This window comes from Streptomyces longisporoflavus (assembly GCF_014649775.1).
GTDB classification, from domain to species: Bacteria; Actinomycetota; Actinomycetes; order Streptomycetales; family Streptomycetaceae; genus Streptomyces; species Streptomyces longisporoflavus.
This window is the reverse complement of record NZ_BMTR01000007.1, coordinates 340,701-360,400: the sequence shown is the minus strand read 5'-3', so window position 1 is coordinate 360,400 and position 19,700 is coordinate 340,701. Positions and strand designations below refer to the sequence as shown.

Annotated in this window: 15 protein-coding genes; 8 read left to right on the top strand and 7 right to left on the bottom strand. The window is 70.9% G+C overall.

The features are described 5' to 3' along the window. Window position 1: 1 nt before the first annotated feature. The gene (locus tag IE226_RS17395) at window positions 2–1,213 is read right to left on the bottom strand and encodes a serpin family protein (protein WP_190082142.1); all 1,212 of its coding nucleotides are present in this window, start codon (window positions 1,211–1,213) and stop codon (window positions 2–4) included. Window positions 1,214–1,363: 150 nt separating this feature from the next. Here IE226_RS17395 and IE226_RS17390 point away from each other — a divergent pair, with 150 nt between their 5' ends. From IE226_RS17390 to IE226_RS17360, 7 genes are all read left to right on the top strand, one after another. Then, a complete protein-coding gene (locus IE226_RS17390; RefSeq protein ID WP_190082141.1) occupies window positions 1,364–2,629 on the top strand; it encodes an alpha/beta hydrolase in 1,266 nt (421 codons plus the stop codon). A 174-nt stretch (window positions 2,630–2,803) separates the two neighbouring features. Beyond that, the gene (locus IE226_RS17385) at window positions 2,804–3,556 is read left to right on the top strand and encodes a GntR family transcriptional regulator (protein WP_190082140.1); all 753 of its coding nucleotides are present in this window, start codon (window positions 2,804–2,806) and stop codon (window positions 3,554–3,556) included. A gap of 178 nt (window positions 3,557–3,734) precedes the next feature. Continuing rightward, on the top strand, window positions 3,735–5,456 hold the full coding sequence (locus tag IE226_RS17380) for a purine-cytosine permease family protein (protein ID WP_190082139.1): 1,722 nt from the start codon (window positions 3,735–3,737) through the stop codon (window positions 5,454–5,456). Window positions 5,457–5,646: 190 nt separating this feature from the next. Then, window positions 5,647–5,832, top strand: coding sequence for an SPOR domain-containing protein (locus IE226_RS17375; RefSeq protein ID WP_190082138.1), 186 nt, complete (start codon window positions 5,647–5,649; stop codon window positions 5,830–5,832). Window positions 5,833–5,850: 18 nt separating this feature from the next. Next, the gene (locus tag IE226_RS17370) at window positions 5,851–6,237 is read left to right on the top strand and encodes a (deoxy)nucleoside triphosphate pyrophosphohydrolase (RefSeq protein ID WP_190082137.1); all 387 of its coding nucleotides are present in this window, start codon (window positions 5,851–5,853) and stop codon (window positions 6,235–6,237) included. 165 nt (window positions 6,238–6,402) lie between these two features. Further along, the gene (locus tag IE226_RS17365) at window positions 6,403–6,828 is read left to right on the top strand and encodes an ATP-binding protein (protein ID WP_190082136.1); all 426 of its coding nucleotides are present in this window, start codon (window positions 6,403–6,405) and stop codon (window positions 6,826–6,828) included. 166 nt (window positions 6,829–6,994) lie between these two features. After that, entirely contained in the window at window positions 6,995–9,658 is a 2,664-nt protein-coding gene (locus tag IE226_RS17360; protein ID WP_190082135.1) for a SpoIIE family protein phosphatase, read from the top strand. Between the two features lie 130 nt (window positions 9,659–9,788). On the opposite strand, the gene IE226_RS17355 is transcribed toward IE226_RS17360, so the two are convergent. The 6 genes from IE226_RS17355 to IE226_RS17330 all read right to left on the bottom strand — a co-directional run bounded on the left by IE226_RS17355 (window position 9,789) and on the right by IE226_RS17330 (window position 16,869). Beyond that, window positions 9,789–10,502, bottom strand: a complete 714-nt coding sequence (locus tag IE226_RS17355; RefSeq protein WP_190082134.1) for a PspA/IM30 family protein — start codon at window positions 10,500–10,502, stop codon at window positions 9,789–9,791. Between the two features lie 103 nt (window positions 10,503–10,605). Further along, entirely contained in the window at window positions 10,606–12,708 is a 2,103-nt protein-coding gene (locus tag IE226_RS17350) for a TPM domain-containing protein (protein ID WP_373306973.1), read from the bottom strand. A gap of 211 nt (window positions 12,709–12,919) precedes the next feature. Continuing rightward, entirely contained in the window at window positions 12,920–13,729 is an 810-nt protein-coding gene (locus IE226_RS17345; protein ID WP_190082133.1) for a succinate dehydrogenase/fumarate reductase iron-sulfur subunit, read from the bottom strand. Next, window positions 13,726–15,663: a fumarate reductase/succinate dehydrogenase flavoprotein subunit gene (locus tag IE226_RS17340; protein WP_190082132.1), complete on the bottom strand. Its 1,938-nt coding sequence runs from the start codon at window positions 15,661–15,663 to the stop codon at window positions 13,726–13,728. The genes IE226_RS17345 and IE226_RS17340 overlap by 4 nt, the downstream gene beginning before the upstream one ends. Beyond that, window positions 15,663–16,496: a succinate dehydrogenase subunit SdhC gene (sdhC, locus tag IE226_RS17335; RefSeq protein WP_190082131.1), complete on the bottom strand. Its 834-nt coding sequence runs from the start codon at window positions 16,494–16,496 to the stop codon at window positions 15,663–15,665. Before sdhC ends, IE226_RS17340 begins: the two co-directional genes overlap by 1 nt. A gap of 58 nt (window positions 16,497–16,554) precedes the next feature. Beyond that, window positions 16,555–16,869, bottom strand: a complete 315-nt coding sequence (locus IE226_RS17330; protein WP_190082130.1) for an Rv0250c family protein — start codon at window positions 16,867–16,869, stop codon at window positions 16,555–16,557. A 386-nt stretch (window positions 16,870–17,255) separates the two neighbouring features. Between IE226_RS17330 and IE226_RS17325 the strand changes: the two genes are divergently transcribed. Further along, on the top strand, window positions 17,256–19,622 hold the full coding sequence (locus IE226_RS17325) for an ABC transporter family substrate-binding protein (protein ID WP_190082129.1): 2,367 nt from the start codon (window positions 17,256–17,258) through the stop codon (window positions 19,620–19,622). Window positions 19,623–19,700 lie beyond the last annotated feature (78 nt).

Genomic DNA, 19,700 nt, shown 5'->3' with positions numbered 1-19,700 from the left:
CTTACTGTTCCTCCTCTTCCTCGTCCTCGCGGAAAGGCTCCGGGTCGGTGACCCAGCCCGCCGCGAGGACGAGGCGTGAGGTGCGGTGGACGGCGAGGAATCCGAAGGGGCGGTCGAAGACGGCGCCGATCTCGGTGGTGAGGTAGCGCTCGTGCGGGATGCCCGTGGCGTACGCATCGAATGCCGTGACCGCCGCGGCCCGGAAACCGAGGGGTCCGAAGGTGGCGGTGGCCGCCTGCGCCCCCTTCTTGACCGCCAGGGGGAGCGGGCTGATGCCGGAGAAGTGGCCGTCAGCCCGGTCGGTCGTGGCCGTGGCCAGTCCGAACAGCGGGCGGTGGGCCAGCAGGTCGTGCCGCGCCGACAGCGTGAACGCCACGGTGGTGACGTCCAGTGCCGGAGGCACGGGGCGCGTGCTGCGCACCTTGCGCACGCTCAGTCCGGGGCCGACATCGCCGTACGGCAGTCGAGGGCCCGGGATCACCGCACGCGTACGCGCGAGGATGTCGACGCCCGCGCCGAGGACCTGGCCGGGGCTCATCGACGCCTCACCGAGGAGGAGATGGACGTCGACTCCGGTGTCGCCGATGACCTTCAGCTCCGTGACGGAACCGGCCGGGGTCTCGGCGACGCCGACGCGGTCGAGGAGTGACGTGGTGCGATAGAGGGCCGCGAGCGTGCGGTCCGCCCACGGGCCGCCCTCGGGCGACAAGGCACCCTCGGCGAAGGGCTGGAACCACTCCGTACGCAGGGCAAGCGCGCTCGCCAGGACGAACTCCGTGTCCTTGGCGGGGTGGAGCGGCATGCGGTCGATCTGACCGTCGGTGCGCTTCGACGCCCACGCGTCCAGTGCCGCCGTGTCCACCGCGGGATCTCCGGTGAATACGCCGAGTGCCCCCGGGGGTAGGCCTGTCCGCCACTGCTCCCGCAGCTCCAGCGTGCGCTTGGTCCATATGCCGATGGCCGCGTCCACGCCACGCATCGCGCCGACCGATTCCAGCATGTGCCGCGCCGCGCCCCCCGCGTGGTCCGCGGGGAGGCCGATCGCCTCGGCCAGCTCGGACCGGGCCTTGCCGTGCGCTCCGGCCGCCAGGAAGGCCAGCAGGGGCCACACACCCGCAGCGGAGAAGACGGTGCTGCTGTGCGGGGGCGCCGTGTCGGCCCAGTGCGCGGTCAGTCCGTTGACGGCTCTCACCGTGACGGCGGATATGCCCATGTGTCCCCCCGCTCGTGCGCCGCGCGCGATGCGTACTCCCCCGCATCGACCGACCCGTTCGAATCAGGAGCACCGTACTCGCGGGCATACCCCACCACTCAGCGGGTCACCTTAAGGGCCTTTTGTCCGCTTCTGTGATAGTTCTTCGGCGTGACGACTGTCATGACGCCGACCGTCGCGGCCCAGCGCACACCGGGACCCGTGCCGTCGGACCCTCCCCGAAGGGGCAGCCGCAACGGCGGGAAACGGCCCGGTGTTTCGTGCCTCGCGCACCTCTCCCGCGGGCTTCTCGTGGTCGTCGCTCTCCTGAACGCCTCCCTCGTCGTGCTCGTCGCCTCTCCGCTGCCCCGCATCCCGCTCCTGGTGCTCGTCGCCGCGGCGGTCACCTCCTGGGGGCTCGTGCTCGTGCCGTCCGCGGTCATCGGCCTGGTGGCGGGCGCGCTGGCGGGGCGGCGGCACCCCTGGTGCGGCGGGCTCGCCGTCCTTACGGCGTTCGTCGCACTCGTGTACGGCGTCATGCCGTACGCCGTCGCGTACCGCACCGCCGAGGCCCACGGGCAATCCCTCGCCCCCACCGCCTATTTCGACGGCGTCAACTACGCCAAGGCCCCCGACGGCGAGCGCACGCGCCGCTACGCCCGCATCGGCGAGCGGCGCGGCAAGCTGGACCTCTGGACCCTGCCGAAGCGGGAGGGCGTGCGGCACCCGGCCGTGGTGTGGGTGCACGGCGGCGGCTGGAACAAGGGGCACCGGAGCCAGAGCCCCGCCTGGAACCGCTGGTTCAACGCGCGCGGCTGGTCGGTCTTCGACATCGACTACCGCCTCGCGCCCCGCGTGACCCAGCTCGACCAGATCGGCGACGTGAAGTGCGCCGTGGGCTGGGTGCGGCGGCACGCGCGCGCGTACGGCATCGACCCCGACCGCCTGGTCCTCGCCGGTAGTTCGGCGGGCGGCAATCTCGCGCTCTCCGCCGCCTATACGGAGGGTGATGACCGGGTCCCGGCGTCCTGTGCGGTGCGTGACAGCTCGGTCGCCGGGGTGATCTCCCTCTACGGACCGACCGACATGGGGCGCCTCATCGCGGGGACGGCGCTGCGCGGCGACCCCATGATCCCCCGGCTGATGGGAGGTTCGGCGAAGGCCGTGCCCGCCCGCTACCTGCTCGGATCGCCCGCGAAGCTCGTACGGACCGACGTTCCGCCCACGCTCCTGCTGCACGGCAGCGCGGACCGGGCGGTGCCGGTGGCGCAGGCGCGGGAGCTGGCGCGGCGGCTCGACGCGGCGGGGGCACCCGCGACGTACGTCGAACTGCCCTGGGCCGACCACTGTTTCGACGTGAACTGGGGTGGATGGGGGAGCCAGATCGCGCGAGCGGCCATCTCCCGATTCCTCGACATCCGTGGTACGAGTATCTGATCATCGGCGTTCGGGCCGTGCGGCGAATGTGATCGCCATAGCCGCGGAAAGCTCCTGCGTAAAGCCCTGCGTACCCAGAAATCATCACTTCGGGTGATTCCTTGGCCTTGGGTTGCGGTCAACAACCGACGGTTGCCAGGCTGTTGCTGTCTGTCAACCTGATGGGAGTGGCCAGTGACTTTCGGTGAGCAGCCGGCGTATCTGCGCGTCGCGGGTGATCTCCGCAAGAAGATCGTCGACGGTTCGCTGCCCCCGCACACCCGACTCCCCTCACAGGCCAGGATCCGTGAAGAGTACGGGGTTTCGGACACGGTCGCCCTGGAGGCGCGCAAAGTCCTGATGGCAGAAGGCCTGGTCGAAGGGCGTTCCGGCTCCGGCACCTATGTGCGCGAGCGACCGGTGCCCCGCCGCGTGGCGCGCACGGGCTATCGGGCCTCCGGCGGCTCGACGCCCTTCCGCCAGGAGCAGGCGGAGGACGGCGCGCGCGGCACCTGGGAGTCCCGCAGCGAACAGGCGGAGGCGAACAGCGTGATCGCGGAGCGTCTCGGCATCCGCACCGGCGACCGCGTGATGTGCACGAAGTACGTCTACCGCGACGCGGGCGAGGCGATGATGCTCTCCACGTCCTGGGAGCCCCTCGCCGTCACCGGACGGACCCCGGTGATGCTCCCCGAGGAGGGGCCGCTCGGCGGCTGCGGAGTGGTCGAGCGCATGGCGGCCATCGACGTGGTCGTGGACAACGTCGCGGAGGAGGTCGGCGCGCGCCCGGGGCTCGCGGAGGAGCTCATGTCGCTCGGCGGCGTCCCCGGGCATGTGGTGATCGTCGTACAGCGGACGTACTACGCGTCGGGCAAGCCGGTCGAGACGGCCGACATCGTGGTGCCCGCCGACCGGTACCGCATCGCATACCACCTGCCGGTGAAGTGACCGGATGTCGCTGCGTGCGCCCGGATTCCGGACGGGCCCGTCCGCCCGCCGTGATCGCGAGTTAACGCCGGCCCCGCTTCCGTAACGCCGGAGCAATCACGCCCTGCGGCAACTTGTCATGTCCGGGTCCTAACTTCGTCGCCCGTACCCGCAATCCGGTCGGACGACAGGAACCCACATGACGGATACGGCCACCCGCGACACCAGCGCCGACGCAGGCCCGCCGCCCAAGCGCAGCTACGCGAAGATGGCGGCCGACGAGAGCCGCGAGGACTATTCGCTGCGGTACGCGCCGCACTCCTTCCGGCGCTGGTCGCCGACGATGGTGGCGTCGACCGCGCTCGGCGGCATCGCCTACCTCGCGGACTTCGCGATCGGCGCGTCCATCGTCTTCACCTACGGCTTCACCAGCGGGCTCGCCTCGATCCTGTGCGCCGCGACGATCATCTTCGTCACCGGCATCCCGATCGCGCGGGCCTGCGCCAAGTACGGCCTTGACATGGACCTGGTGACGCGGGGCGCGGGCTTCGGTTACTTCGGCTCGACGCTGACGTCGCTGATCTACGCCTCGTTCACGTTCATCTTCTTCGCGCTCGAAGGGTCGATCATGGCCCAGGCCATGCACCAGGCCGTCGGGCTCCCGGTGGAGATCGGCTACCTCGTCACGACGCTCATCGTGATCCCGATCGTCTTCCGGGGCATGGGCGCCCTGGCCAAGGTGCAGGCCTGGACGCAGCCGATCTGGCTCGTCGGCATGGTGCTGCCCTTCGTGGTGCTCGCCTTCGAGGCGCCGGACGCCTGGGGGGCCTTCACTTCCTTCGGGGGCACCGAGGGCGCCGGGAGCGGCTTCTCCTGGCTCGCCTTCGGGCTCGGCACGGGGGTCGCGCTCTCGCTCATCGCCCAGATCGGCGAGCAGGCGGACTACCTGCGCTTCATGCCGGCCAGGACGGAGCAGAACAAGCGGCGCTGGAACCTGGCCGTGCTCGCGGCGGGACCCGGCTGGGTCATCATCGGCGCGGCCAAGCAACTGGGCGGCGCGCTCCTGGCGTTCGTGGCCCTGGAGGCCGTCGGCAAGACGCACGCCCTGGAGCCGATCGCCCCGCAGATCGAGGCGCTCAAGCCCTGGCTCGGCTCCTTCGCGCTGCCCGCTGCGGCCCTCTTCGTGATCGTCTCCCAAATCAAGATCAACGTCACCAACGCCTACAGCGGCTCGCTGTCCTGGTCGAACTTCTTCTCCCGCGTCACACACAGGCATCCGGGCCGGGTCTGGTACATCTTCCTCAACCTCGCCATCGCGCTGACGCTGATGGAGATGAACATGTTCGCGGCCCTCAACAAGCTGCTCGGCTTCTACTCGAACGTCGGCATCGCGTGGATCGTGGCCGTCGCCGCCGACCTGGTCATCAACAAGAGGATGGGCTGGAGCCCCCCGTACATCGAGTTCAAGAGGGCCTACCTGTACGCGGTGAACCCGGCGGGCTTCGGCTCGATGGTGATCGCGTCCGTGGTGTCGATCCTGGCCTTCTTCGGCCTCTTCGGGCAGTACGCGGAAGCCTTCTCGACGTTCATCGCGGCCGGTCTCGCCGTCGTCCTGGGCCCGCTGATCGCATGGGCGACGAAGGGCAAGTACTACCTGGCGCGCCCGAACCCGGTGAACGGACCTGGCGTCGATGTCCCCGACGTGACGGCCACGCACGCGTGCGGCGTCTGCGAGACGGCGTACGAACTCCCGGACATCGCGGACTGCCCGGTCCAGTCGGGCCCGATCTGCTCCCTGTGCTGCTCGCTGGACGCGGAGTGCGGGGACGTCTGCCGTACGTCGCCGTCGTCCGTGCCGGTGCTCATGCCGGTGCCGACCGTGCCGACCGTGCAACCCGTGGCGAGTGCACGAGCGGACTGACGCGGGCGCGGTGTCAACAGGGGGCGTACTCGTCGGAGTGCGCCCCCTCAACCTTGGCCAATTGCGTACCTCTTTGTGCAAAGCCGTATCCGCTCCGTAAAGGTCGGGCGTAGGCTCGGGCATATGCGGATTGCGGTTTCCTTACCGATCGAGGCGTGGCGCGCGCCGGGAGCGCGAGCGGAGGGGTGCGATGAATGACGGGACGGTCATACTTCCCTGGCTCGTGATACGTCAGGACGACAACGGCAGCCGCTACCGGGTGGGCAGGTACGCCACGAAGGCCGAGGCCGAGAAGATCGCGAACAGCCTCGACGAGAACGGGCACAAGCGCCTCTACTGGGTCGAGAAGCTGAGCGAGAACAGCGGCGCGCGCTGACCGCATAGGCTCCGGCGCATGACGGAACGGATCGTGGTGGGCGCCGCCCTGTACGACGACGGGCGCCTGCTGGCCGCGCGGCGCAGCGCACCCCCCGAGCTCGCGGGCCGCTGGGAACTGCCCGGCGGAAAGGTCGAGCCCGGCGAGCGCCCCGAGGAAGCCCTGGTGCGGGAGCTGCGCGAAGAACTGGGCGTCGACGCCGAGCCGGTCGCGAGAGTGCCGGGACAGTGGCCGCTCAAGCCGGGGTACGTCATGTGGGTGTGGACGGCGAAGCTCCGCTCCGGAGCCCCCGAGCCCCTGGAAGACCACGACGAACTGCGCTGGCTCTCGCCGGACGAAATCTGGTCGGTGGAGTGGCTCGACGCGGACGTCCCCGCGGTGGCCGCCGCGACGGAGTGCCGATAGCCCCGTGTGGGGGAGCGTGCGAGGTCATGTCTCCCGGCGCTTGAGCCTCACCTACGCCGTCCGTGCCACAGTGCGCCCTGGTAAGCGGTAATTCCGCCGGGATATCGGGTATGTGCCCATTAACCCCGTGAAACCGGACAAGGGTCCGCTGCTGCTGGTCTGGATGTGATCGGCGTGATCGACACCGAAGGCGACTGTGCCGAGTGGGATTTTCCCGCTGAGCCGGGCGCCGTGCGCATGGCCCGTGCCGTCGTCCGCAAGCAGCTCGGCGCCTGGGGCCTCGGAGCCCTCGGTGACATCACCGTCCTCCTCGTGAGCGAGCTGGTGACCAACTCCCTGCGGCACGCCTCGGGCCCTATCGGTGTACGACTCGTACGCCCTGCCGAGTCCTTCGGTACCCCCGGCACCCTTCTCGTGGAGGTCTCCGATCCGCTTCCCGAACCGCCCCTGGAGCGCGATGCCGCCCCTGATGACGAGGGGGGCAGGGGCATCCAGCTGGTCGCCCGTGCGTCGCGGCGCTGGGGGACACGACAGGGCAGTGCGGGGAAGACGGGGAAGACGGTGTGGTTCGAGCTGGTGCTGCCGGGTTAGAAGACTGGCAGCGTAGGACGGACACAAGACAGTCACGGGCCAAAAAGGGTTGAGTCCGTGCTGTGATCGTGAACGCCGTGTGGCGTGGCTCCGTAGTGCTGGATACTGCGGGCAGCTGCATCCGGTGACCGGTGCCGGACGTGGTGAGCTGGAGGGGACGGTTCGCGTGAGCGAGATACCAGCGAAGGCGACGGAGCAGGACGGGCCGTCGGGTGACGCTAGGGGCGAAGCTGCGGATGACGTGATGTGGCAGAGCAGTCCACCCGGTTCGATCTATGACTACATCAGAGTGGCCTCGTTCTCGATCGGCCCCGACGGTCTCATCGACCAGTGGAGCCTGCGGGCCGAGCGGCTGTTCGGAGTGCCCGCGCGCGACGCCGTGGGCAGGGACCCGATCGAGGCCTTCGTCCCGCCCGAGCTGCGCAGCAGCGGGCACCGCAAGATGGCGGAGATCCTGGACGGCAGGGAGTGGACCGGGTCCGTCCCGTTCCGGGCGCCGGGGCGGCCCGACGGGGCCGCGGCGGGGCCGGCGCAGGACGAGGGGGACGAGGGGGACGCGGCCCCGGCGGGGTCCTTCAAGGGCTCTGAAGGCATCGCGGAGGTCTATGTGATGCCGACCGAGACGGAGGAAGGCGAACGGTCCGCCGTCTGCATCGTTGTCGACGTGCGGGCGCTCCGGCAGATCGAGACCGACCTCGCAGCGTCGCAGGCTATTTTCGGCCAATCTCCCTTCGGATTCCTGTTGTTCGGGACGGATCTGAAGGTGCAGCGGGCCAACCGCCGCTTCGCCGCCGTCTTCGGGGGCGGCGTCGACGAGCACCGCGGCCGCACCGTCCACGACTACCTGCCGCGGCACGAGGCCGACCGTATGGCGGCCGCCCTCAAGCGCGTCCTGGAGACCGGCGACTCCGTCACGGACATGCAGATCGTGGGCCCCGCCCCCGGCAGCAAGGACCGCCGCCACTGGTCCATCAACCTCTACCGCGTACACAGCGGTTCGGGCCGCCCCATCGGCATCGCGGGCCTCGGCACCGACGTCACCCAGCGGCACGCCGCCGCCCGCGAGGCCGCCCACGCCCGCCGCAACCTCGCCCTGCTCAATGAGGCCGGCGCCCGTATAGGCAACTCCCTCGACCTGGAGACGACCGCGCGCGAGCTGCTCGACGTCGCCGTACCCGGCTTCTGCGATCTCGCCTCCGTCGACCTCTACCAAGGGCTGCTCGACGGCGACGAAACCCCTCCGGGTCTCGCCGACGGAAGCGCCGAACTGCGCCGCGTGGCCTTCGCCAGCGCGGTCGCGGACGCGCCCTTCCCGGACGGCGGCCAGCCCATAGACGTCGGCGCCGTGCACCGCTTCCCCTTCACCTCGCCCTGCGCCGACGCCCTGCGCGCCGCGCGCCCCCGGATCGTCTCCGCCGCCGACGACGGGTCCGCGAGCAGGCTCACCGGCGGGCTCGTCCAGTCGACGCTCGCCGTGCCGATGGTCGCCCACGACACGGTCGTCGGCCTCGCCCAGTTCTCCCGTACGAAGGGGAGCGAGCCCTTCGGAGAGCGTGACCGCGCCCTCGCCGTCGAACTCGCCGCGCGCGCCGCGGTCTGTATCGACAACGCGCGCCTCTACCGCCGCGAACACGAACGCGCGCTGATACTGCAACGCTCCCTGCTGCCGCCCGACGACCCCGAGGCCTCCGGCCTCGACATCGCCTGCCGCTACCTCCCCGGCAACGCGGCCACCGAGGTCGGCGGCGACTGGTTCGACGTCATCGAGCTGCCGGGCCATCGCACCGCCCTCGTCGTCGGCGACGTCATGGGGCGCGGCCTGCGCGCCGCCGTCGCCATGGGCGAACTGCGCACCGCCGTACGCACCTTGGCGCTCCTGGACCTGGAACCCGCCGAGGTCCTCTCCGCGCTCGACGAGATCGCCCGCGGCCTCGGCGACCCCTCGGGCACCCAGCAGGCCACCAGAGCGGCCCGCCAGACGCGGTCCGCGAGCGAGACGGACCTCTCCGAGGTCTACCTCGCCACCTGCGTCTACGCCGTCTACGACGCCGTCACGCGCCGATGCACGTTCGCCAACGCCGGCCACCTGCCGCCCGTACTCGTCGAGCCCGGCGAGAGCCCGCTCATGCTCGACGTACCGCCCGGCATGCCCCTGGGAGTGGGCGGCGAGCCCTTCGAGGAGGTGGAGGTCGAGCTGCCCGACGGCGGCCTGCTCGCGCTCTACACCGACGGGCTCGTCGAATCCCGCGACCATCCGCTCGACGAGGGCCTGAACGCCTTCGTACGAGCCCTCGACGACCCCGCGCCCGCCCTGGAGGACGTCTGCGATCACGTCCTGAACACCCTCGACACCCACCATGGCGAGGACGACATCGCGCTGCTCATGGCGCGCATCCAGGGCCTGCCCGCCGAGGCCGTCGGCGACTGGACGCTGGAGCGCGATCCGAAGTCGGTGGGCCGGGCACGCGAGCTGGCCTGCGAGCAGCTGCGCACCTGGGACCTGGAACCCCTCTGCGACACGACCGAACTGCTGGTCAGCGAGCTGGTCACCAACGCCTTGCGGTACGGCGAGGGCGAGATCCGGCTGCGGCTCCTGCTCGACCGGACCCTGGTGTGCGAGGTGTGGGACGCGGGCCTCGTCCAGCCGCGCCGCCGCCGGGCGCGCGACACGGACGAAGGTGGGCGCGGGCTCCAGCTCGTCGGTCTGCTGAGCGCCGCGTGGGGCTCGCGCAGGACGCCGCGCGGGAAGACGGTGTGGTTCGAGATGCCGCTGCCGGACAGCGGGGTGGAGCCGATGGACGCGGCGGAGGCGCTGCTCAGCCTTTTCTGAGGGGTGCGTCTGAGCGCTGCTCGGGAGGGCTGTTGCTGGGGAGGGTTGCTCCGGAGGGTTGCTCTGGAGGGCTGTACTGACGGATTGCTCGGGAAGGCTGCTCCGGCCGGTCCTGTCGCGTGGCGGGCCGCTACGTGGTGGCCTTCAGGGCGGCGAGGCGGGCGGCGACCTCGGCCTCGTCGCCCATGGCGTCCAACTGCTCGAACTGCGCGTCCAGGGAGGACGCGGCGAGTTCCTGCTTGCCCAGTGCCCTGGCCTCCTCGCGGCGCACCTTGTCCTCGAAACGGTGCAACTCGCTGGTCGGGTCGAGGACATCGATGTTCCGGACGGCGTCCATCATCTGGTTCTGCGCCTGCGCTGTCTTGGCGCGGGCGAGCAGCTGATCCCGCTTCGACGTGAGCTGGGTCAGCTTGATCTTCATCTGGTCGAGCCCCGACTTCAGCTTGTCGACGACCTCCGTCTGCGAGGCGATCGTGGGCTCGGCGTCCTTCGCCTCCCGCTCGGACTGGAGCTGGCGCTGCAGTGCGATCTTGGCGAGGCCGTCGAACCTGTCGGCTTCCGAGGCGCTCCCCGCGGACCGCAGCTCGTCCGCCTTCTTGCTGGCGGCGACCGCCTTGGCGCCCCACCCGGCGGCGGCGTCCTGGTCCTCCTTGTGGTCCAGCTCCAGCATCCGCAGATTGCCGATGGTGGTCGCGACCGCCTCCTGGGCCTCCTGGATGTTGTTCGTGTAGTCGCGGATCAGCTGGTCGAGCATCTTCTGCGGGTCCTCGGCCTGATCGAGGAGGGAGTTGATGTTGGCCTTGGCGAGCTGGGCCACGCGTCCGAGGATCGTCTGCTTAGCCATGCCGGGCTCCTTCTCTGCGGGTTGGTGGGAGTACGGGGACGAGGAGAGGGCGGGACACGTACGGAGGGGCAGTAGGGGCGGGGGCGGGGGCATCGCGGGTGGTTCAGAACCTTCCGCCTCCGCCCATCCGTCCCCGGGTTCCGCCGCCCCCGAAGCTTCCGGGGCCGCCCCCGCCGAATCCACCGCCTCGGCCGCCCGCGCCACGGCCCATGCCTCCGATGAGCTCGCCGAGGATGATGCCGCCCAGTACCGCGCCGCCCATGCCGCCGCCGCGCCCGCCGCCCGCGTAGGGGTTGCCGTAGCCGCGTACGTCACGTTCGGCCAGCTGTTGCGCCTGCCGGGCCAGAAGGTCCGCCTGTTGTGCCTCCGCGAGCGCCGCCGCGGGATCGGTGTCGCCGGCGGCCTCCGCGCCCGAGAGGTGCCGCTGGGCCTCGGCGAGGCGGGTCCTGGCCTCGCTGCCCACCCCGCCCCGGTGCGTGCCGACGAAGTCCGCCGCCGCTCCCACGGCGCTGCGCGCGGTGAGCAGGGCCTGGCCGAGGAGGGAGGCGGCACGCCGGCGGCTCGCCTCGCCCTCGCGGGCCCCCGTCAGAGACTCGTCCAGGACCGTGTCGGCCTCCTCGACCCGGCGCAGGGCGTCGATCGGGTCGTGCGGGCCCGCCGCCATCGTCTTGCGGACCTCGTCGACCACCGCCTGCGCGCGAGCGATACGGCCGTGCAGGTCGGCCGTCGGGGCCCCCGCCGTGGTGCCCTTCAGGAGTCCGCGTGCCTCGGCGAGGTCGGTCTCCGTCTCGGTGAGAGCGGCGGGGAGCTTCTCCGCGGCAAGGGCAAGCTCCCCTGCGAGGCGGTCCACGGAGTCCACGAAGGTGCCCGCCTGGTCCACGGCGCCCTCGGCGGCCCGCAGATGGACGGCTGCCTTGCCGTTGTCGCCCGCGTCGACGGCCTTCCGCGCTTCGGCGAGATGCGCCGTGGCGAAGGCGAGCCGGTCCTTCGCCTGCTGCACATGGCCCACGAGGTGTGCGGACGCGGACGGCGCGTACCGCTCGCGGATCGTGCCGAGGGTGCTCTCCGCGGCGCTCGTACGCCCGGTGACCTGCCGGAATGCCGCTTCGGCATGCTCCAGGGCCTGTGCCGCGTCGCGTTCGAGGGCGCGCAACTGGTCGAAGCCCGCGGCCTCCGCGTCAAGCCGCCTGCCCGCGTCGGTGCACCGCGCGACGATCTCCTCCAGCATGGCGCGCCTGGTCGCGTCGTCCTCCGGAAAGGCGTCGTCGAGCTGCTGGCGCAGCTTGAAGGCCTTGGCCAGCTCGGAGCGTGCGTACGCGAGGGCGTCCGTGAACGGCCGCGCCGCATCGTCGCCGAACTGGGCTGTGGCGAAGCCGAGTTCCTCCGCGCTGGTGCGCACGGCGTCGTCGGTCTCCACGAGGAGCCGCCTGCTCTGCTTGTCGAGCTCGGGCAGCGCCGTCGGCTGCGCGCCCGCGGCCCCCTTGCCCCAGCCCCCGCTTCCGCCGCCTCCGCCGACTCCGCCGCCGGGTGTCGTACGCGTGGTGGTGCGCCTTTTGCGGCGGCTGTACGCGATCGCGGCGAGCGCGCCCGCGCCGCCGACCACCACGATGGGCAGGACCAAGTCGCCGGTGACCGCGTCGTCGTCGCTGCCGCCTCCCGGGTCGGGGTCACCCGGAGTGGGCGTCGGTGTGGGGACGGGGCGGCCGGAGAGGACCGCGCGGTAACCGTTCGCCGCGCCGATGGCCGCTCCCGCCCAGTCGTTCTGCCGCAGGGCGGGCTTGATGGCGGTGGTCGCGACCTCCTGGAGCTGGGTCTCGGTGAGGCGGGAGTCGGCGTCCACGGAGTAGGCGTACTGGCGGTCGTGCGTGGCGACGGCGAGCAGCGCGTCGTCCTGACCGAGTCCGTTGCGCTCGGCGGTGGCGTCCGCCCACTCGCGGGCGGAGCGGCCGGAGAAGTCACGTACGTAGACGACGAAGAGCTGTAGACCGCCGTCCTCGTAGAGCTGGTCGAGCGCGCGCTCCGTGGCGCCCTCGCGGTCGCCGAGTGCTCCCGGTCTGTCGGTGATCTGACCGTCACGGGAGAGCGTGACCGGATCGTCGGCCGGGGCGGCGAGTGCCGCGGGGGCGGACAGGAGCAGCAGGCACCACGTGAGCAGTGCGGTGGCTGCCGCTGTCGCCCGCACGGCCGGGTGCGGGGGCGGCGTCACATTTGGGAGCGTATGACCGGATCGGGGGGTGCGCGACCCGGCGGCTGGGGGTTCCCTGGCCGAAGGGCCTCGGGCGGGGGCCAGACGCCTGCCGGGTGCCGGGTGCAGCCTGCCGGGTGCCGAATCCCGAGTCTTCGGCCCGGGGGATTGCCCCCCGAGCCCCACAACCCCACCAACCTCACCAACCCCTGCCCCGGCAAGCGGCGCGAAGCTACCGCTCCCCCCGCCGCCGGATCTTGTTGCCGAGCCAGACCAGCGGGTCGTACTTCCGGTCGACCGCCCGTTCCTTCAGGGGGATCAGCGCGTTGTCCGTGATCTTGATGCCCTCCGGACACACCTCCGAGCAGCACTTCGTGATGTTGCAGTAGCCGAGCCCGTGTTCGTCCTGGGCGGTCTGCTTGCGGTCGAGGCCGCTCTCAGCCGCCGCGTCCAGCGGGTGCATGTCCAGCTCAGCGACCCGCATCAGGAAGCGCGGCCCCGCGAAGGCAGCCTTGTTCTCCTCGTGGTCGCGCACCACATGGCACGTGTCCTGGCACAGGAAGCACTCGATGCACTTGCGGAACTCCTGGGAGCGGTCCACGTCGGCCTGCTGCATGCGGTACTCGCCGGGCCCGAGGTCCGCAGGCGGTACGAAGGCCGGTACCTCCCTGGCCTTCGTGTAGTTGAAGCCGACGTCCGTCACCAGGTCCCGCACCACGGGGAAGGCGCGCAGCGGTGTCACCGTGATGACGTCCTCGCGGTCGAACACCGACATCCGCGTCATGCACATGAGGCGTGGCCGGCCGTTGATCTCCGCCGAGCACGAACCGCACTTGCCCGCCTTGCAGTTCCAGCGCACCGCCAGGTCGGGGGTCTGCGTGGCCTGCAGGCGGTGGATGATGTCGAGGACGACCTCGCCTTCGTTGACCTCGACCGTGAAGTCCTCCAGGTCGCCGCCCTTGACGTCCCCGCGCCAGACCCGGAACCGCGCGTCGTACGACGTCCCGGAAGCACCCGGTGAACTCGGCGTAGTGGTACTCACTCGTAAAGCTCCTCTTCGGCCAGGTACTTGACCAGCTCTTCCTTCTCGAAGAGAGCAAGCAGGTCGGGACGGATGGGCTCGGTGGTGACCCGCACCAGATCGATCTGGCCGCGCACGGGGTCCGTGGCCGCGAGGCCCCCCGACGGGTCCGTGAGCTGGCAGAGCAGATTCACGCGGCGCCAGTCGCGGTTCATGCCCGGATGGTCCTCGCGGGTGTGCCCGCCCCGGCTCTCCGTGCGCTCCAGGGCGGCCCGCGCCACGCATTCGCTGACCAGGAGCATGTTGCGCAGGTCGAGCGCGAGGTGCCAGCCGGGGTTGAACTGCCGGTGCCCCTCGACACCGGCCCGCCTGGCCCGCACCCGCAGTTCCGCCAGCTTCTCCAGGGCCCGTTCCATCTCGCCCTCGCGGCGGATGATGCCGACCAGGTCGTTCATCGTCTGCTGGAGTTCCTGGTGGAGGGTGTACGGATTCTCCGGCGTCGACCCGTCCTCGGGTCCCTCCGCGCTGAACGGCCGCAGCGCCTCGGCCGCCGCCGTGTCCACCTGGACGTCGTCGATCACCGGCCTGGCGCCCGCCCCGGTGAGCCCTGACGCGTACCGCGCCGCGTGCAGCCCCGCACGCCGGCCGAAGACGAGCAGGTCGGACAGCGAGTTGCCGCCGAGGCGGTTGGAGCCGTGCATGCCGCCCGCGACCTCGCCCGCGGCGTAGAGTCCCGGCACGCGTCGCGCGGCCGCCGTGTCCGACTCGACGGCGATGCCGCCCATCACGTAGTGGCAGGTCGGTCCCACCTCCATCGCCTCGGCCGTGATGTCGACGTCCGCCAGCTCCTTGAACTGGTGGTACATCGACGGGAGGCGGCGCCGGATGACCTCGGCGGGCATGCGCGTCGACACGTCGAGGAAGACTCCGCCGTGCGGCGAGCCGCGGCCCGCCTTCACCTCGGAGTTGATCGCGCGCGCCACTTCGTCGCGCGGCAGGAGTTCCGGAGGGCGCCGGTTGTTGTCCGGGTCCTCGTACCAGCGGTCGCCCTCGTCCTCCGACTGGGCGTACTTCTCCTTGAAGACGTCCGGTACGTAGTCGAACATGAACCGCTTGCCCTCGGAGTTGCGCAGCACCCCGCCGTCGCCCCGCACCGACTCGGTGACCAGGATGCCCTTTACCGACGGCGGCCAGACCATCCCCGTCGGGTGGAACTGCACGAACTCCATGTTCAGGAGCGGCGCTCCGGCGAGCAGCGCGAGCGCGTGCCCGTCACCCGTGTACTCCCACGAGTTGGACGTCACCTTGAAGGACTTGCCGATGCCGCCGGTCGCAAGGACGACGCCCGGGGCTTCGAGCACGAAGAAGCGGCCGGACTCGCGGTCGTAGCAGAACGTGCCGCTCACCCGCTCGCCGTCCTTGAGGACGCGGGTGACCGTGCACTCCTGGAAGACCTTCAGGCGCGCTTCGTAGTCGCCGAACTCGCGCTCGTCCTCCTGCTGGAGGGCGACGATCTTCTGCTGGAGCGTGCGGATCAGTTCGAGTCCGGTCCGGTCGCCGACGTGCGCGAGGCGGGGATATTCGTGCCCCCCGAAGTTGCGCTGCGAGATGCGGCCGTCCGCCGTGCGGTCGAACAGGGCGCCCCAGGTTTCCAGCTCCCAGACGCGATCGGGCGCCTCGCGCGCGTGCAGCTCCGCCATCCGCCACTGGTTGAGGAACTTGCCGCCCCGCAGGGTGTCGCGGAAGTGGACCTGCCAGTTGTCGCCGGAGTTCACGTTGCCCATCGAGGCCGCGATGCCGCCCTCTGCCATCACCGTATGGGCCTTGCCGAACAAGGACTTGCAGATCACGGCGGTACGGGCACCTTGCTCACGCGCCTCGATCGCGGCCCGGAGGCCCGCGCCGCCGGCTCCCACCACGACAACATCCCACTGCTGCCGCTCCACTTGAGACATCAGAACAACCTCGGATCGTCGAAGACGCCGGACGCGATCAGATACACGTAGAAGTCGGCGAGCGCCACGCTCACCAAGGAAGCCCAGGCGAGCAGCATGTGCCGGGCGTTGAGCTTTCCGACCCACTGCCACATGCGGTAGCGCACGGGATGCTTGGAGAAGTGCTTGAGCTTGCCGCCGACGATGTGCCGGCAGGAGTGACAGGAGAGGGTGTACGCCCAGATCAGCACGATGTTGACCAGGAACACGAGGGTGCCGAGGCCCATGTGGCCCCACTCGTAGTGCTCGTCACGGAACGACAGCACGGTGTCGTACGTGAGGATGCCCGCCACCGGAACCGCCGCGTAGAAGAAGTAGCGGTGGATGTTCTGCAGGATCAGCGGGAAACGGGTCTCTCCGGAGTACTTCTTGTGTGGCTCGGCCACCGCGCAGGCGGGCGGCGAGGCCCAGAAGCCGCGGTAGTAGGCCTTGCGGTAGTAGTAGCAGGTGAGGCGGAAGCCGAGCGGGAAGATCAGGATGAGCAGCGCGGGGGAGAGGCCCCACCAGCTGCCGAAGATCTCCCAGTTGGGGCCTGATCGCATCGGCTCGCAGTTCTCGGCGAGGCAGGGCGAGTAGAACGGCGAGACGTAGGGCGCCGCGTAGTAGTCGGCGTTCGCGAAGGCGCGCCACGTCGAGTAGACGATGAAGGCGAAGAGTCCGGCGGCGGTCGCGGCGGGCGCGAGCCACCAGCGGTCGGTCCGCAGATGGGCAGCGCTGATCGCGGCGCGCGTCGCCGCTCTCACGCCGCCGGAATCCTGCCCGCTTTTCAGATGAGGTTCCGTGCCAGTGGCCAACGAGGCTCGACTCCTTTGTCCTGCGGTGGGGGACGGCAGTGCTCAGGGCGGGGGTGCCTCAAGGGGCACGCCGGTCGTGCGCGCCGAGGCCCTCGTCGTCCGAGTCCGTCCACAGTGAGCTGTCGTACGGCGTATCGGGGATGGTGACCAGGTCGGGCCGCTTCGGCGGGGCGGCGGCCGGCGTGGAGACCGCGGCGCGGAGGAGCGCGACGCTCTCGCGCAGGTGGTCGGCGTCCGTACGGACGCGGCGGACGTCGAGCCCCGCCAGACCTCCGTGGGGACCCTCGCCGACCTGCTGTTCCAGCTTGCCGACGGTGCGGACCAGGTCGTCGACGCAGCGCTGAACAGCCGTCAGATCATCCTGCAGAGCCATGACTTGCCCTCACTTCAGGGGTGCGGCGGCAACGTTCATGCGCCTGCGAGTGTCGCGCGTCACATCCCGGCTTGTGAAGAGATCTGCCGGGATTACCGGCTCGCACGCACCGAAACACGCCGGGGTGCACGCCGGGGCCCGGACCGTGCTTCGGGGCGCGCGAGAGGCCGCCGTCACGCTCGGTCACGCCGGGTGCGGCCGGGTTGGGCCGCACGAGTGGCATCCGCCGCGCTCACGCCGTGTCGCTCCCGCGGGCCGCGCCCCGTCCCCTTCAGTGGATCGATAGATGTGATCAGCTCCATATACGCTCCATATACCGCCAAACGTGATCAAACCCGGCCCGGTCCTGGTAGCGGGCGGCCGGGCGAGCCCCGGAGGTTCCCGCCATGACCCCAGACCGCGCCAGACTGAGATCTGCCGTGTTCCTCGCCACGGGCGTGCTGGCTCTGCCCGCCCTCGCCGCCTGCAGCTCACAGGACGAGGCGGGCACCCCGACGGCCGGTCAGGACATCGCCGCGGCGGCCCGCGACCGCGTCGCCGACGGCGGAACCATGAACTGGGCGGTCGACGCGATGCCGCAGACCCTCAACTCCTTCCAGTCGGACGCGGACGCGGGCACGTCACGCATCGCCGGCGCGGTCCTGCCCTCGATGTTCCGGCTCGACGCGACGGGCAGGCCGCAGCGGAACGCCGACTACCTGGAGTCCGCGGAGATCGTCGAGCGCGAGCCCAAGCAGGTCGTGCTCTACAAGCTCAACCAGCAGGCGGTGTGGAGCGACGGCCGGGAGGTCGGCGCCGACGACTTCGCGGCGCAGCAACGCGCCCTGTCCGGCAAGGACAGCGCGTACTGGACGGCACGCAACGCGGGGTACGACCGCATCGAGAAGATCGAGCGCGGCGAGAACAATCTGGAGGTGCGCGTCACCTTCGACAAGCCGTACGCGGACTGGCGTTCGCTCTTCTCGCCGCTGTACCCGAAGGAGGTCATGGGCACCCCCGACTCCTTCAACGACGGCGCGCGGCGCAAGCTCAAGGTGAGCGCGGGGCCCTTCACGGTGCAGGAGTTCGGCAGCAAGGCGGAGCAGGTCACGTTGACCCGCAACCCGCGCTGGTGGGGCAGGCCCGCCAAGCTCGACAAGCTGGTCCTGCGCGAGGTGCCGCGCGGCACGCGGGCCGCGTCGCTCGCGGCGGGGAAGGTCGACCTGGCCGAGATCGACGCCCCGCAGGCGCAGCGCATCTCGAACGCGGCCCGTGACCAGGGCGCTCAGGGCCCGCTCGGTCACGGCCCCGAGGCGCGCCTCACGCCCGCCAAGGCGCTGCGTTCCTGGGCGATCGCCAAGGGCTCCGACGAGGAGGCGGCCGAGGCCGAGCAGCAGGTCCGCGCCAAGAACCACCGGGCGATCAAGAAGTACGCCACCGAGCAGACGGGCCTGAGCGGCTACACCGTCCGCAAGTCCCTCGAACCGGCCTACACCCAGCTCGCCCTCAACGGCACCGAGGGTCCGCTCGCCGACGACCGGGTGCGGCGCGCGGTGGCCCGCGCGCTCGACCGCGAGGAGCTCGCCAAGGCGGTTCTCGCGCCGCTCGGCCTGCCCGCCGAGCCGGTCGGCAGCCACCTGGCCCTCGCCGGGCAGCAGGCGTACGCGGACAACAGCGGGGCCCTGGGCGACCAGGACACCACCGAGGCGCGGGCGCTGCTCGCCGACGCGGGGTGGACGCCGGGGGGTCCGCTGAAGGAGCCGAAGGGGAAGACGGCCGGGGGAGAGGCGGACGCCGGGAAGGCGAAGGACTCCGAGGCCGAGGGCTCCGGGGGTTCCGAAGACTCCGGGGACGACTCGGGCGACGACGGGACGTACATCGTCGGCGAGGACGACCAGAAGCCGGGCGACAGCGGTACCTCGGTGCTCGCGCCGGCCCCGGCCGCCGCGTACCAGCAGGCGGCGCTGACCCGCCAGGCCGCGTCCCTCACGGCGCACCGCGAGGCGGACAAGGAGAAGAAGAAGGGCCCCGGGGAGCGCGCCGAGAAGCGGTCGGAGCGGTCGGAGAAGCGGGCCGAGAAGCGCGCGGAGAAGCGCGCCGAGAAGCGTTCGCAGAAGGACGCCGAGAAGCAGGACGAGGCCAAGGGCGGTGCGCCGGGCGCGTACGCGCCCAAGGGCACGGCGGCGCCCGCCGGGGACACCAGGGCGGTCGGCGGTCCCATGGCCAAGGACGGCAAGCCCCTCACCCTCCGCTTCGTCCTGCCCTCGGGCGAGGGCTCGGAGTCGCTGCGGACCGTGGCCGACCGGATCTCGCGGATGCTCCAGAAGATCGGGATCAGCACGGAGACGTCGAAGGTCGCCGACGACAGTTACTTCAAGGACCACATCGCGTCCGGTCAGTACGACCTCGCCCTCTACTCCTGGCCCGCGACGGCCTTCCCGGCCACGGACGCGCGCCCGATCTTCGCCAAGCCGGTGCCGGCCGCGGACGGCTCGCTGAACGTCGAGCAGAACTACACGCGGGTCGGCACGGACCACATCGATCAGCTGTTCGATCAGGCGATGGGGGAGCTCGACGAGGACGAGAGCCGGGCCCTGGTCAAGAAGGCGGACGCCCGCATCTGGGCCGAGGCGGGTTCCATTCCCCTCTATCAGCGCCCCCAGCTGATGGCGGCCCGCACGAATCTCGCCAACGCGGGCGCGTTCGGATTCCAGGCCCCGAACTACGAGGACATGGGCTTCCTGAAGCCGGGCGCGAAGCCCGCGGCGAAGTAGCCGCGTCGCAGGTCACACGGCACAGGTCACCCGCCACAGCCACCCGCCACAGGTCACACTCAGATCCAGCTCAACTCC